The organism is Pseudoalteromonas sp. SG45-5 (assembly GCF_014164085.1).
Classification (GTDB): Bacteria; Pseudomonadota; Gammaproteobacteria; order Enterobacterales; family Alteromonadaceae; genus Pseudoalteromonas; species Pseudoalteromonas aliena.
Genome location: NZ_JACJEM010000080.1, coordinates 1 through 14201, shown reverse-complemented (window position 1 = coordinate 14201; position 14201 = coordinate 1). Strand labels below are relative to the sequence as shown.

13 protein-coding genes and 2 pseudogenes are annotated in these 14201 nt (G+C 36.7%); 10 read left to right on the top strand and 5 right to left on the bottom strand.

The annotated features are described in order from the left end of the window. The first annotated feature begins 347 nt into the window (after window positions 1-347). Together H5119_RS18795 and H5119_RS18790 are read left to right on the top strand one after the other, a co-directional pair. Window positions 348-1643: a glycerophosphodiester phosphodiesterase family protein gene (locus tag H5119_RS18795; protein ID WP_182703316.1), complete on the top strand. Its 1296-nt coding sequence runs from the start codon at window positions 348-350 to the stop codon at window positions 1641-1643. A 72-nt stretch (window positions 1644-1715) separates the two neighbouring features. Then, window positions 1716-2450 (top strand): dienelactone hydrolase family protein, encoded by a 735-nt coding sequence (locus H5119_RS18790; RefSeq protein ID WP_182703315.1) that lies wholly within the window; start codon window positions 1716-1718, stop codon window positions 2448-2450. 32 nt (window positions 2451-2482) lie between these two features. Here the strand turns inward: H5119_RS18790 and H5119_RS18785 are convergent, their stop codons facing one another. Next, entirely contained in the window at window positions 2483-3406 is a 924-nt protein-coding gene (locus H5119_RS18785; protein ID WP_182703314.1) for a LysR family transcriptional regulator, read from the bottom strand. A gap of 156 nt (window positions 3407-3562) precedes the next feature. Here H5119_RS18785 and H5119_RS18780 point away from each other — a divergent pair, with 156 nt between their 5' ends. The 8 genes from H5119_RS18780 (at window position 3563) to H5119_RS18750 (ending at window position 12642) form a co-directional block, all read left to right on the top strand. Continuing rightward, entirely contained in the window at window positions 3563-4246 is a 684-nt protein-coding gene (locus H5119_RS18780; RefSeq protein ID WP_138586717.1) for a type 1 glutamine amidotransferase domain-containing protein, read from the top strand. Window positions 4247-4361: 115 nt separating this feature from the next. Then, window positions 4362-4943 (top strand): rhomboid family intramembrane serine protease, encoded by a 582-nt coding sequence (locus H5119_RS18775; protein ID WP_182703313.1) that lies wholly within the window; start codon window positions 4362-4364, stop codon window positions 4941-4943. Window positions 4944-4991: 48 nt separating this feature from the next. After that, complete coding sequence (gene yghU, locus H5119_RS18770; RefSeq protein ID WP_182703312.1) at window positions 4992-5834, top strand: glutathione-dependent disulfide-bond oxidoreductase; 843 nt, start codon at window positions 4992-4994, stop codon at window positions 5832-5834. Between the two features lie 189 nt (window positions 5835-6023). After that, window positions 6024-7238 carry an ABC transporter substrate-binding protein gene (locus tag H5119_RS18765; RefSeq protein WP_182703311.1) on the top strand — a complete coding sequence of 405 codons (1215 nt, stop codon included), beginning with the start codon at window positions 6024-6026 and terminating at the stop codon, window positions 7236-7238. A 20-nt stretch (window positions 7239-7258) separates the two neighbouring features. After that, window positions 7259-10159: a PAS domain S-box protein gene (locus tag H5119_RS18760; RefSeq protein ID WP_259399631.1), complete on the top strand. Its 2901-nt coding sequence runs from the start codon at window positions 7259-7261 to the stop codon at window positions 10157-10159. Between the two features lie 23 nt (window positions 10160-10182). Further along, window positions 10183-10554: a response regulator gene (locus H5119_RS20570; protein WP_259399044.1), complete on the top strand. Its 372-nt coding sequence runs from the start codon at window positions 10183-10185 to the stop codon at window positions 10552-10554. Window positions 10555-10823: 269 nt separating this feature from the next. Continuing rightward, window positions 10824-11414, top strand: coding sequence for an imm11 family protein (locus H5119_RS18755; RefSeq protein WP_182703310.1), 591 nt, complete (start codon window positions 10824-10826; stop codon window positions 11412-11414). Between the two features lie 589 nt (window positions 11415-12003). Then, a complete protein-coding gene (locus H5119_RS18750) occupies window positions 12004-12642 on the top strand; it encodes a hypothetical protein (protein WP_182703309.1) in 639 nt (212 codons plus the stop codon). Between the two features lie 25 nt (window positions 12643-12667). Here H5119_RS18750 and H5119_RS18745 read toward each other — a convergent pair. The 4 genes and pseudogenes from H5119_RS18745 to H5119_RS20565 form a co-directional block, all read right to left on the bottom strand. Continuing rightward, a pseudogene (locus H5119_RS18745) lies at window positions 12668-12865 on the bottom strand (tyrosine-type recombinase/integrase); the annotation flags it as partial. 48 nt (window positions 12866-12913) lie between these two features. Beyond that, complete coding sequence (locus tag H5119_RS18740) at window positions 12914-13483, bottom strand: hypothetical protein (RefSeq protein WP_182703308.1); 570 nt, start codon at window positions 13481-13483, stop codon at window positions 12914-12916. Window positions 13484-13659: 176 nt separating this feature from the next. Next, entirely contained in the window at window positions 13660-13899 is a 240-nt protein-coding gene (locus H5119_RS18735) for a hypothetical protein (RefSeq protein ID WP_182703307.1), read from the bottom strand. 197 nt (window positions 13900-14096) lie between these two features. Continuing rightward, window positions 14097-14201: pseudogene (locus H5119_RS20565) on the bottom strand (IS5/IS1182 family transposase); the annotation flags it as partial.

The following is a 14201-nucleotide window of genomic DNA, read 5'->3' as shown; positions in this document are numbered from 1 at the left end:
TGTTGACCTTTCAGGATTAAAATTTGTTCAATCTAGGGGCGATTTAATCGCGGCGTGAGGTTTGTAACCTAGTGGGCTAAGTAAAAACCGAGCAACAAAGAGTAAATTGCCCCTAGGCAGAACCCTTCGGGCAGCGCATGTTTGGCATTTATGCTGCGTTATCGCCTATTTATGGGGAATAACCACACACCATAGGCTCTGCCTCGCCTAAATACCAAACACACTGCTGCAAATTTAACCTCGAAAGATAAACAGGCCCTAATAAAAACGTAAATTAATAAGCTTGTAGCTAAGTTGTCATTAATAACCATTAAAATAATAAAAATTTTACTTTTTAAGGATAAACAATGAAGTGCATTACCTTGCTTGCGAGTTGCCTGTTTTTGAGTACACTTGCTGGCTGCAATAACAATGAAAAAATAATAGAAAAACAAGCCACTGTTACCAATGATCAAGTTGAAGAAGTCGCTAATAAAGGAAAAATTCAACTCGGTACTCGCCCTGACTATTTAATTAATGATATGGCACCCAGTGCACTAAAAACAAAATTAGCATCATGTAATGAAGGGCCTTTTTATCGTACTGACTTTTCAATCGGTCACCGTGGTGCGCCAATGCAATACCCTGAACATACTAAGGAGGCATATGTTGCTGCCGCTAGAATGGGTGCTGGCATTATTGAATGTGATGTCACATTTACAAACGATAAAGAGCTTGTATGTCGCCATTCTCAATGCGACTTACACACCACAACTAATATTTTAGCCATTCCTGAACTGGCGGCTAAATGCAGTGTGCCATTTACACCAGCCGACCCTGCTAATGGTATTGCCGCTTCTGCTAAATGTTGTACCAGCGACATAAGCTTAGCGGAGTTTTTAACCCTTAAAGGTAAAATGGATGGCGCTAATACCAGTGCGACAACGGTTGCCGATTACATGGATGGCACGCCAAGTTGGCGCACCGATTTATACGCCACCAGCGGTACACTATTAACTCATAAGCAAAGTATTACGCTATTTAAAGAGTTGGGTGTAAAAATGACCCCAGAGCTTAAATCTCCACAAGTTAGCATGCCTTTTGATGGGATGACGCAAACACAGTACGCGCAAAAAATGATCGATGAATATACACAAATGGATGTCCCTGCTAATCGTGTTTATCCGCAATCATTTAATCTAGCCGATGTGAAATATTGGATTAATTCAAACCCTGAATTTGCGGCGCAAAGTGTTTACTTAGATGGTCGTGATAGCGATGCTGGTTTCGACCCAAATAATGCAGATACATGGCAGCCAAGTATGGAACAACTTTTTGCTGATGGCGTTAAAATTATAGCGCCGCCTATGTGGATGCTTTTAACAATTGATAACGATAACAACATTACACCTTCGCAATACGCAATTGACGCTAAAGCGGCGGGTCTTAATATTATTGCATGGAGCCTTGAGCGATCAGGCCCACTAAATGAAGGTGGCGGTTATTACTATCAGTCAATTGCTGACGTTATAAATAACGATGGCGACATGATGACCGTTGTTGATGTACTGGCACAAGATGTAGGCGTAATGGGAATATTCTCAGACTGGCCCGCAACAGTAAGCTACTACGCAAGCTGCACTAAAATGCCTGTTAGTATTTAAATACTCGACAACAAAAGTCGTTTATTTTATCGCGCTCGGTTACCATATACTTTTATATAATTGAGCGCTTTTATGATTGTTCAACACCATACCGCAGACTTGCCAACGCCAACAGGTTTGATGCGCACCACTGTTTACCGTCCTCAGACGCAAGGACAGCTCCCTGCACTTATTTTTTATTCTGAAATTTTTCAACAAACGGCTCCTATTGCACGCAGCGCAGCTATTTTAGCAAGCCATGGCTTTGTAGTCTTAGTACCTGAAGTGTTTCATGAGTTAAATCCGATAGGTACCGTGCTCGCTTACGATGATGCAGGTAAAGATAAAGGCAACGCTGATAAATGGGCAAAGCCACTTGAGCATCACGATAGCGACACACAAACCCTAATCGATTTTATTAGATTACAAAGCTATTGCACAGGAACCGTCGGCACTATGGGCGTATGTATTGGCGGACATTTAGCTTATAGAGCGGCGCTAAATCCTGAAATTAAAGCGGCATTTTGTTTATACGCAACCGATATTCACAGCGATACATTACCTGCACAGCCTGGAAATAACTCATTAGAGCGTATGGCTGATATACAAGGTGAAATTCACTTTATATGGGGTAAACAAGACCCACATGTACCGCAAGAAGGTCGTACAAAAATTTATCAGCAATGCGTAACTACAGCTATTAATTACCAATGGCAAGAAGTTAATGCGCAGCATGCCTTTATGCGTGATGAAGGCGAGCGATACGACGCTGCCCTTGCAATTAATATGTATCAACAAGCGGTTGCATTATTTAGCCGTACTTTATAAGTATTTTATAAATGCTTTAAAAGCGAGAATAATTAAACGCTTTTCAGCATACCTAAAGCGGTATGCTGTTTTACAAAATAGGCTTTTAAGTAATCAATAAATAACCGTAGCTTTTTAGAGCCTGCTGCTCCTGGCGGAAATACCCCGTACAGTTCAATATCTTTGCTTTTATAATCATCTAATACAATTTCAAGCAACCCTGCTTGTATTTTGGGCCACGCATCATAAAGCGGAATACGGCCAATGCCATGCCCGGCTTCGACAAAAGCGGTACGCGCAGCGGCGTTATTAGTACTTAAACCACCTTGCATTATGATGTCGTGTTTTTTTCCATCTTTTGAAAGCGTTAAAGTTTTACTCCCGAGCTGGTAAACCACCCATTGATGCTCTGCCAATTCTAAAGGCGTTTTAGGTTTACCAAAATGAGCAAAATAATCTGGCGCACCACAAATGCACGTGCTCATTGTCGTCAGCTTAGTTGCTTGTAAATTAGAGTCACTCAGCGCCACCCCTCTAATAGCAAAATCAAAGCCATTTTTAATAATATCAATAACGTCGTCGGTAAGTTGTAAATCAATTTTAATTTTAGGGTATTGGCGCTTAAAGGTATTTATTGCTGGCACAATTAATTGCATTCCTACATTCACAGGGCAACTAATTTTAAGCAAACCCTGTGGCTCACTCTTTATATTTTCTATTTGTTGGTTAGCCGCATTAGCTTGTTCGGTAATTATTCTACAGCGCTCATAATAAGCAATACCCGCCTCAGTAAGCGCCATAGTACGAGTTGAGCGATTTAATAAAGTAACCTCAAGCTGGGTTTCAAGTTTTTTTAAGTGATAACTTGCCACGGCTCGCGTAAGCCCTAATTGCTTTGCAGCAGCGGTTAAGCTGCCCTGCTCTACAATTTGCGCAAATACAACCATGCTTTTTAATTGCTCAAACGAGACTTTCATAAACGCTCCGTAGCGTATTTAAAATTCAACCTTTTTATTGTATCAATTATTAAACCAATAAAGTTAAATTTATCATCGTTGTTTAAAGCGGTGTTAGTGCATATAGTAGTTGGTAAGCAAGATTAACTAATTCAAATCATCAGAAGGATACATTTAATGTCTAAAAAAATACTTATGGTTCTTACATCTCACGCAGAGCTTGGTAACACTGGCGAAAAAACTGGTTTTTGGGTAGAAGAATTTGCAGCCCCGTACTACGCATTTATTGATGCAGGTGTTGAAGTAACCTTAGCGTCTCCAGCTGGTGGCCAACCACCCATTGATCCGACAAGTACGCTTGCTGATTTTCAAACGGATGCAACTAAACGTTACGACGCAGATAGCGCAGCACAAACATTAATGGCAAACACTAAAGTGTTGAGTGAAGTAAATTCTAGCGACTTTGATGCTGTATTTTACCCAGGTGGCCACGGTCCATTATGGGATTTGGTTGATAACACTGATTCAATTTCACTTATCGAAAGCTTTATAAAAGAGCAAAAACCAGTGGCTGCGGTATGCCATGCAAGTGCTGCATTTTTAAATGTTAAAGATATTGATGGTAATGCATTAGTTGCGGGTAAAAAAGTAACTGGTTTTACTAACTCTGAAGAAGCAGCAGTGCAACTTACCGACATAGTGCCATTTTTAGTTGAAGACGAGCTAATTAAAAAAGGTGGCGATTACCAAAAAACTGAAGACTGGGGCGTACTTGCACTAGAAGATGGTTTAGTAATCACAGGCCAAAACCCTGCAAGTTCTGAACTTGCCGCTAAAAAGCTACTGACCAAACTTGGTTAATAGCCAGTAGTAATTAAAAAAAGCACAGCATTTTTATGCTGTGCTTTTTTAATTGCTTTTAATTACTAAATACAATTCCTATACTGGCAACTCTTAAGTTAACTAGAGCAATTATATGCAAACCAAGCCAACCACACTGTCGTTGCTAACCAGTACGCGTTTCGCAATTTTTAGCGTCGTTACTATTTGCTTTGTATTACAAGTGATCAATAGTCTACCCGGAATTAACTTAAATGGGCTAGGTATATATCCACGCAGTATCCAAGGTTTAATTGGCATACTGTGCGCCCCCTTTTTACATGGTAGCTGGTGGCACTTCGCTAGCAACATGGTCCCATTTGTAGTGTTAAGTTGGCTAATTTGCCAATACAGCGTTAAGCGTTTTTACAATGTATTTATTTTTACAGCGTGTGTAGGCGGGTTGTTAGTGTGGATATTTGGCCGCAGTAATATTCATGTCGGTTTAAGCGGCGTTATATATGGCCTGTGGGGCTTTATACTTTGCTACGGCGTTATCAGGCGCTCACTAAAATCAATCATTATTGCCGTTGTAGTTGCCGTACTTTATAGCGGTTTTATATGGGGCGTTTTACCACAACGTTTTCATGTATCGTTCGAAAGTCATTTATTTGGAGCGTTAAGCGGAATCCTTTTAGGTTTTAAATTAGCAAAAGCCGATAAATTTAAAGATCGATAAATTAAACAGACCACCTTTAAACAATTTTATCTAACAGAGAGGTTATTTATGAGTGAGCAAAATGATTATATACCACCAAAAGTATGGACGTGGGACAGCGAAAGTGGCGGAAAATTTGCCAGTATTAACCGCCCAATTGCGGGCGCGACTCATGATAAAACCTTACCTATTGGCGAGCACGTATTTCAGCTTTATTCCCTTGCGACACCTAATGGTCAAAAAGCCACTATTATGTTTGAAGAGCTTTTAGAGCTTGGTTTAACGAATGCCGAGTACGACGCATACCTCATTAACATCGGTGATGGCGATCAATTCGGATCTGACTTTGTTGATATTAATCCAAATTCAAAAATTCCAGCGCTTATGGATCACTCGACCACGCCACCGACTCGCATTTTTGAATCAGGTTCTATTTTACAGTACCTTAGCGAAAAATTTGATGTGCTTACCCCTAAAGATTTGAAAGCCAAAACTGAGTGTCGTAACTGGCTATTTTGGCAAATGGGCTCTGCGCCTTATTTAGGTGGCGGGTTTGGTCACTTTTACAGTTATGCACCAAGCAAAATGCAATATCCCATTGACCGCTTTACTATGGAAACGAAACGCCAACTTGATGTATTAAATCGTCACTTAGGTGACAATGATTATATGGCGGGTGATGAATATTCTATTGCTGATATCGCAATTTGGCCGTGGTACGGCTCATTAGTGCTTGGCGATTTGTACGATGCAGCTGAATTTTTAGATGTTGCTTCATACTCTCACGTTGTTCGCTGGGCTAAACAAATATCAGAGCGCCCCGCTGTAAAACGAGGGCGTCGTGTTAATCGCACATGGGGTCCTGAAGAAGAACAAATGGTAGAGCGCCACAACCCAAGCGACTTTAAATAAGCTTAGCATTTCAAAAGGAACCCGTTTTAATACGGGTTCTTTTTATTCACATAAGCATTAAATAAATGCGCCTATTACTCAATACTAATTTATCGTTTTTCATTTATACCAAAATCATTTCTTTTAAAACGGGAAAATAATCAAAAAATACGCTAACTTTACAACAAATTACTAACATAAAGTTTCTCTATGCGTATCACCACTTTACTTGCCTTATTAAGCCTTTTATTTACCTTGCCATTTGAACTAAGCGCAAATACGCAAAGTGTTAAAACACTCACCATTTATCATGACTCTGACTATTCAAACCATAACGAATCTGCTTATGCGATGAAAATGGGGGCACTTACTGCGCTTGCTGAAGTTGATTATAGTGCCCAAAACTACCAAATAAATATTGTCGAAAAAGATAACAGAGGAAACTCTAATCGCAGCTTATTACATATGCGACAATTTTTAAAAGACCAAAATGCACTGGTTTTTTTAGGCGGATTGCATTCACCACCTTATATTAAAAATAGAGATTTTATAAATGAAAACGAACTGTTACTTTTAGTACCATGGGCAGCAGGTGGGCCTATTACACGCTACCCAAGCGATAAAAACTGGGTATTTAGACTCTCTGTTGACGATACAAAAGCAGGATACAGAATGGTCCAATATGCAACCAACACCTTAAACTGCAAAAACCCACAACTATTATTAGAAAATACGCCATGGGGGAAATCTAATTACAACTCAATAATAAAAGCAATTGGAGACAAAGACACTAAAGTAGATTGGTTTAACTGGAACACTAAAATAAACAGTGCAAAAATAGTTTTACGCAAAATAATAAATGATCAAGCAGATTGTATTTTGTTTGTTGGCAATGCAATTGAAGGCGCTGAAATAATTCGTGCTATGGAGAGCTTTGAAGCAAGTGAACGCCTACCCATTGTCAGCCACTGGGGGATTACGGGTGGGGATTTTTTTAGTAAAGTAAAAACAGCCTTGCAGTCAAATCTAAACTTACACTTTATTCAAAGCTGCTTTTCTTTTTTAAAAAAACCGCAAGCAACGCTTACAAAACATGTACAAGAGCAAGCAATGCTTTTATCTGTTTCTTTAGAAGAACTAGCTGCACCCGCTGGGTTTATACATGCATATGATTTAACAAAAATACTTCTTCAAGCTATTTCGCAAATCACTCTTACGGATAATGTCAGTAATAATAGAGCAAACATAAAAGTAGCATTAGAGAATATAAACAAACCTGTAAATGGTTTAATTAAAGAATATAAACAGCCTTTTAGTACTTGGACTACAAGCAATACTGATGCCCATGAGGCGCTAGGAGTTGATGATTTATGTATGGCCAATTATAAAACCGATGGCAGCATATATGTGATAAAAAATAACTAAAGGAAGAGGTATAACGACATATGCTTAGCAAATTTAGTAAAAAAATTAAGCTTAATACTAATTATGCTTTTTATACTTTTTTGGCTTTAAGTCTTTTATTTTCAATAGGTATAAGCCTTGTACTTGTTGGTAGCCGCGCTGAGGATACAATTCGAAACTTACAAAGTGAAAGTATTGAAATGGAGTCAGAGCTTACAACGAGCTACTTAACACTTTTTATTGAAACAAGAGAGCAAATTCTTAAAGATCTGGCCAAGCAACCAATACTTACAACGTCAACTATGGGCTCAGAGACATCAAAAGCGATCATGCTGGATTATTTATTTGAGTATAAAATTTTAGGTAAAATAGAAAGCATTGCTATTGTTAATATACTTCAGGAAGTTGTTTACAGTAATGACACTTCGCTAGCGAAAATAATTTCATTAGCGCCCAATTGGTTATCGGGTATTCTCGAAGACAAACTAGACACGGCCATAATCCTGAATCAAACGAGTAAAAATGATTTATTTATCATGGCAGTCCCTATTAAATATAACGACCTTAGTGAAGGTGCGTTAATTATTCAATTTAATACCCCATTGGTAGAGCTATTACCTGCAAAGTTTAAAGTTGATAGCCATAGTTTTACCTTACAGGGGCCGTGGGTGTCCTTTTCAAACTTACGAGAAAATGAAGACTATATAAATATTAATCATAAGCAGATTGGCTCAACAGATATTAAACTTGAGTATTTTACAACAAGTACGTTACTGACAAATAAAGTAGCCAGCTTTATGAAAGATATTGCTGTAGCCCTTGTTTTTAGCCTGTTAATTTCTTCAACTATATTGCTAATGTTTGGACGACATTTACTACTCAACCCTTTTAAACTCTTAGAATCATCTCGAAAGGCAATTAAATTAAGCGAAGCCCGTTATGAACTGGCAGTGAAAGGCAGTAATGATGGTATATGGGATTGGGATATTGTATCAACGAAGATGTATTTTTCTCCGCGCCTTAAAGCGCTCCTTGGTTATCAAGATAGTGATGAATTACCAAACAAGGCCGACTCTTTTTTTGAACTTGTACACCCTGACGATATTTGTGAGCATAATAAACGCCTAACAGCTCACTTAAAAAATAGTACACCTTATGATATTGAATACCGTTTAAAAACAAAATCGGGGCTATACCGCTACTATCGAGTAAAAGGAATGGCACTCAGAGATAAAAATAATTTTGCAATAAGAATGGCGGGGTCAATTACGGATGTTACCGAACAAAAAGCATCTCAAGACGCGTTAAAAAAAGCGAAAGAGCAAAATGATTTACTCGCTCATGCTATAGAGTCATGTAATGTAGGTATTTCAATTGCCGACGCTAAAGTGCAAGGGCTTCCTTTAGTTTTTGTTAATACTGCTTTTGAAAATATAACCGGCTATAAAAAGCACGAAATGCTTGGAGTCAATTGCAAAATGTTACAAGGACCTGAAACAAGTAAAAAATCAATTTCTACTCTTAAACATGCAATACAAACACTCAAAACGCAAAGGATAGAAATATTAAACTATAAAAAAGATGGCACTGCATTTTGGAATAGTTTGCAAATATCTCCCGTATTTGATGAGTATTCCAACCTCACAGCATTTGTAGGGATACAACAAGATATAACAAAACGTATTGCTGCTAACGATTCATTAATTGAAGCAAAAGCGCTGGCTGAGCAAGCAAGTATCGTTAAAAGTGAGTTTTTAGCTTCAATGAGCCATGAAATACGTACCCCTATAAATGGGGTTTTGGGGATGTTAAATTTTCTACTAGATAGCCCATTAAAGCCGACTCAGCAAGAGCATGCACGTATTGCGGTTAACAGCGCGAATTTTTTATTAAATATAATTAACGATATTTTAGATTTTTCAAAAGTGGATGCCGGTAAGCTTGAACTGGAAGAGCTCCAATTTAACGTGCGCGACGTACTTGACGATTTTATTGAAACATCAGCAATACAAGCCTATCAAAAAAACATTGAACTGGTTTTAGATACGACTAACATTGAGACCCGCTATGTAATTGGCGACTCTGGACGCCTTAAGCAAATACTCGTCAACCTTGTTAATAACGCGCTTAAATTTACCGAGAAAGGCGAAGTAACAATAATAGCTAAACTATTGCCAATTAATACAACTGAAATGCGCTTTTACTGCCAAGTAAAAGACACCGGCATTGGTATAACGGCTGATCAACAAACAAAGCTTTTTAAATCATTCTCTCAGGTTGATTCATCCACCACACGTAAATACGGTGGAACGGGTTTAGGATTAGCAATTGTAAAAAAACTATGCCTTTTAATGAAAGGTGATATCAACGTTGAATCGCAAGAGCATCTAGGAAGTAAATTCAGCTTTGATGTAACATTTAAAAAAAGCACTAAACCAGAGAAAATCAGCCAACCGGTTAACATAACCAATAAAAACATACATATTGTGTGCAGTAATCGCAGCCTGTCTACTATGCTTGAAAGACAACTTTCACATTGGGGAGCAAATGTAACAACAAGTTCATCAACCAAGTCTGCACTTATTAGTTACGAGCAATGTTATACCCAACCTACTCGCCCTTTTGATATTGTTATAATTGACAAAAAATTAAATGACGGCAATGGGTTAGCCCTTGGTCAAAAAATAAATGCTTTAGATCATCCTCATACTTCTAAACTCGCATTAATCACAACTATAAATGAGCCTGAAAGTAACGAAGTGTTAAATCAAAGTCATTTTGCTACGCAATTTCCTAAACCAATAACAACAAAAGGCCTTATCAGCATGCTTGAAGCCTGCTTACCTGAAAAAATAGATTCAGAAGGTACACGGCCACCACAAGTAAAAAAGCATTACTTCCTGATGATATTACATGGGCCGAGAATATTAGGATTTTATTAACAGAAGATAATCAGGTCAATCAGATGGTTGCTTCAATCACTTTGGAAAAAATGGGCATTACTTTTGTCGATATTGCAGCCAATGGCCAAGAAGCCCTTGAATATTTAGCCCAAGCAAACACATCAAATCCATATTTACTTATTTTAATGGACTGCCAAATGCCAGTTATGGATGGTTATCAAGCCACAATATCAATAAGAAACAATGAAATACAAAGTAAAGCAGCGCCAATTACCATTATAGCAATGACTGCAAATGCAATGACTGGCGATAAAGAAAAATGTTTAGAGTCAGGCATGAATGATTATATTTCCAAACCTATTTCCCAAGATATGCTGTTTAGCAAACTGTTAAAGTGGCTACCCTATTCCCTGAAATCGGATCAGCTGCAATAAATAAGCTATAAGCATAAAAAACCCACAACCTGATTTCTCAAGTTGCGGGTTTTTTAGGGTTTTTAGATAACGAATCTAAAAACCTTTATTGGTTGACTTGGATATTAGTTAAAATTAATAGTACTAAATACCACAACGATATATGCCAAAAAAGGAATTTTCGATCTGCTACAGAGGGATAATTGAAGCATTATGTCAAATTGCTGATGACTTTAAAGATGGTGAATTTTCAATCAATACAATGCTAAGTGAAGCTCAGGTTTAGTAATATGAAAAGTTTTAATAAAGCATATGGTTTTAATATAAATCCTGATTTATATCTTTACCTCAATGAAATAGGTTTCGAGCAAACGATGCAATTAACAGAAGGCCAAACTTTGCTTTTTGATGGTCATTCCATGAAAGATAATTGGCGCACTTTAGGCGTTAATTGGCTTATTGATGCACATAATAAAGACGCAGCACTTCAAATACCAGATATTGCAGGGTTAGGTGCTACGTCTTATGTTTTATCAAAAGAAGCTAAAGCAATTATGGAACCTAATTTAGGAGACAATATTGAGTATCTTAATTGTGATTTGCAAGGTGAAACTTGGTACGCGCTAAACCTCATTGGTTTTGAAGACGCTTTAAACCATGAGCTTACTGAGCATAATTATAATAAACGTGGTGAAATTAAAATGATAAAGCCATTCAAGCGGTTAGTCATCGACAAGTCCAAAGTAGGCAATCGTGCTTTGTTTCGCACTAAAGAAACAGGGTTGAGCTACATAACTACAGATGCAAAAAATAGCTTTTACTCTTTAGCTAAAAAACATAACCTCACTGGAATTGAATTTCATGAAATCGAAGTTATTTAACATTATAACTCCTGTTTAATACCTAGTTTAATACCTAGTTTAATAGTCAGTTTTGAGCAAGAAGCGGTCGGTTAACAATTTTGATTGTACGACCTTTTAGACTTGAATTCCCGTCCGAAAAGCCTCGATTGTTACAGGTAACCAATAAAAACAACAACTTACTAAAAAACCAGGAGATTATGTACTAGCAATATCTACCTAGGTCTTGTGTTAACTATCATAGTTGGGCAATATCTGGACATGAAAATACGCGACATAAATCCTATTAGACATTAACATTAACCTTATCGCTAATAGCTAATAGCTAATAGTGAACCACTTCGTCGAACCAATTCAAAAGCGATACTCTTTATGCTTCACTTGGATTAGTAATCTGGCAATTACAATTATTGAGAGAATACTAATATAACAAATTATTTTTTAATAGTAGGATTCATGCCTTAAGACGAAATCACAAAAAACAACAATTTGTCGATATAAATTAAATTTATCTTCCTATATAGTTCTTGTCTTACTAGTATCATTTCAATTTTGATTTAGTAAGCCACTAATCTCTATAAATTAACCAAATAAAAAATTAAGTTGTTTTATGAATTTAAATTACGAGTTATTTCCAAAAATGGATAAAGGTTATTTAATTATTCCTGAACCAGATGAACGAACTCAATTAGATACTGACATATATACACGATTCTGTTCTGCCATATATTTAGCAAGTCATATTGGAACTGATGAATCAAATCATATTATTTCTAACAAAAATATTAAAACCACTTATTTAAGGGCTGCTTTAGCAGAATTCATAACAATAGAAGAGCTACTTAAAGTAAATTATCCTAATAATGCTGATATTGAATGCTGTTCATTGATAAAAAATGAAAATCCTGTATTCCATTTTTTAAAAATTTTGAGAAATTATAATATTCATCTTTCAAATAGTTCACTTGGAGTTACCAATTATAGAGCGTATTCGCCACGTAAGCCTGAAATGATTTTTGAACTAAACAGCCCCATTATTGATAATCTTCATGTTGAAGAGTTTAAAAAGCTAAAAGTCTTTAAAAACAATAAAAGCAGACTTTATAGCGAACAAGATATCCTTAAAATGATTTCTTACTTTGAAAAAGAGCAATCTTCTTTTGGCGTTTGCGATTTAATAATACGTTCAATAATTGATTATTCGGTGATAGTAGGCTCTTTTTTAAAAAACAATAGAATACCTCTTTGAGCTTGGCTATAAATCCTCAAATAACTTATATATCCACTCTTGGGCCTAATCTAATAGCGTCCTCTAAATGACTTGGTGCAAAGTGCGCGTAAACCATCGTTTGCTCAATCTTTGCATGACCCAGTATCTGCTGTAGTACCATAATATTACCTCCGTTCATCATAAAATGACTCGCAAAAGTATGCCGTAGAACATGGCTGCACTGGCCCTTTGGTAAATTAATAATTAGTATACTCAAAATCGAGATCAAAGAATTAAGTGAAATACTAAGCTAATTAATTTCATTAAACTCAATACCATTTAAACTTTTCACTTCAACTAATTGCTTAAATTCTTCACCGCAAAATAGCCCTATCCCATCTAACAACTTAGATTTAAATAGCAATTTACCATTTATATCTGAATCAATAAATGCAAAGCTTTTAAAGCCACTTCTCAATCCTTTAGAGTAGTTCTCAATACATTTATCAAGATCTTCTTGCCCAAAAACACGCAAGTTAAAAAGTACCATTTCTGAGCCATTTACGTCTATTTTAAGGAACTCGCCATACTCATTTAAAAAGTGATATAGGTAATCATAAGCTCCCTTAGATAATAGTAAAAAGCCACCTTGGATATAAATATCAACTTTATCATAATCAATAGATAACGGCTTAATAGGCATAACATCTGGCCATATATTAAGAATAGAATCATTATTGGCATGTAAATCAAAAATTTTAACCATAAACTCTGCCTCAGCAATGTCTGTATAGCCTTTTAGTGATTGATACATTGAATAAGGGTCAAAATCTAATATGTCCCCTTGGTCATTCTTACTATTTATTCTGTATACTTTCATGACTATCAAAATCTCATGATCTTACTCTGCATGCATTGTTGTTTGAATAAGTGCATTTTTTTACACTTAAAGTGTCCCATTCCCCGTAGTAAAATGCTTCTCGCTCATTTCCAAGCATTTGTTAGAGAAGAGTTTTTAACTTTGCCACAAAATATGCTGAGCTTACCCTATCATTTTTAGCCCAGTTCTTCGAGAGGAGGTTTGAGCAGATCTTTTAGTGGAATTGGAACTCCATTTTCTTTTTCTTTTTTATACAATTTTATTAATTTCACTAACTCCAATTCATACATGTACGAACTTTCTTCATAGTTATTTTTATCTACGGTCTCAGACTGAGATAAAAAATCATTATACTTAATTGCAGCCTGTAAAGCTTGGATGCAGACTGACAGAGTTCTTGTCTCAATGCTCGGCATGCTTTGCTCCTTTTATTTTAATTCCAGCGTTGTATGCCAGCTTATCAAGATCTTCGATGAATCTATCTGACGGCATTTCAAAGTTCGGAGATATTGAGTAATGCCAACACTTTTTCCTTGCCATATAATGATCTTTGGTAATTATTAATTCTGAGGGAACAAAATTAAACTAAATTAAACTAGGGGCTGTTGATCTTTCACATTGGTAGCCAAATCATTGCACATGCCAGCGCTAACATACTCTCAAACTGTAATTTCAATTTATCGTACCTTGTCGCTATAGCACGGAAGTGCTTTAGCCT

Excerpts from the sequence above, each read along its gene's own strand:
- H5119_RS18795 (WP_182703316.1), top strand. The coding sequence starts at position 348 with ATGAAGTGCATTACCTTGCTTGCGAGTTGCCTGTTTTTGAGTACACTT.
- H5119_RS18790 (WP_182703315.1), top strand. The coding sequence starts at position 1,716 with ATGATTGTTCAACACCATACCGCAGACTTGCCAACGCCAACAGGTTTG.
- H5119_RS18785 (WP_182703314.1), bottom strand. The coding sequence starts at position 3,406 with ATGAAAGTCTCGTTTGAGCAATTAAAAAGCATGGTTGTATTTGCGCAA.
- H5119_RS18780 (WP_138586717.1), top strand. The coding sequence starts at position 3,563 with ATGTCTAAAAAAATACTTATGGTTCTTACATCTCACGCAGAGCTTGGT.
- H5119_RS18775 (WP_182703313.1), top strand. The coding sequence starts at position 4,362 with ATGCAAACCAAGCCAACCACACTGTCGTTGCTAACCAGTACGCGTTTC.
- yghU (WP_182703312.1), top strand. The coding sequence starts at position 4,992 with ATGAGTGAGCAAAATGATTATATACCACCAAAAGTATGGACGTGGGAC.
- H5119_RS18765 (WP_182703311.1), top strand. The coding sequence starts at position 6,024 with ATGCGTATCACCACTTTACTTGCCTTATTAAGCCTTTTATTTACCTTG.
- H5119_RS18760 (WP_259399631.1), top strand. The coding sequence starts at position 7,259 with ATGCTTAGCAAATTTAGTAAAAAAATTAAGCTTAATACTAATTATGCT.
- H5119_RS20570 (WP_259399044.1), top strand. The coding sequence starts at position 10,183 with ATGGTTGCTTCAATCACTTTGGAAAAAATGGGCATTACTTTTGTCGAT.
- H5119_RS18755 (WP_182703310.1), top strand. The coding sequence starts at position 10,824 with ATGAAAAGTTTTAATAAAGCATATGGTTTTAATATAAATCCTGATTTA.
- H5119_RS18750 (WP_182703309.1), top strand. The coding sequence starts at position 12,004 with ATGAATTTAAATTACGAGTTATTTCCAAAAATGGATAAAGGTTATTTA.
- H5119_RS18740 (WP_182703308.1), bottom strand. The coding sequence starts at position 13,483 with ATGAAAGTATACAGAATAAATAGTAAGAATGACCAAGGGGACATATTA.
- H5119_RS18735 (WP_182703307.1), bottom strand. The coding sequence starts at position 13,899 with ATGCCGAGCATTGAGACAAGAACTCTGTCAGTCTGCATCCAAGCTTTA.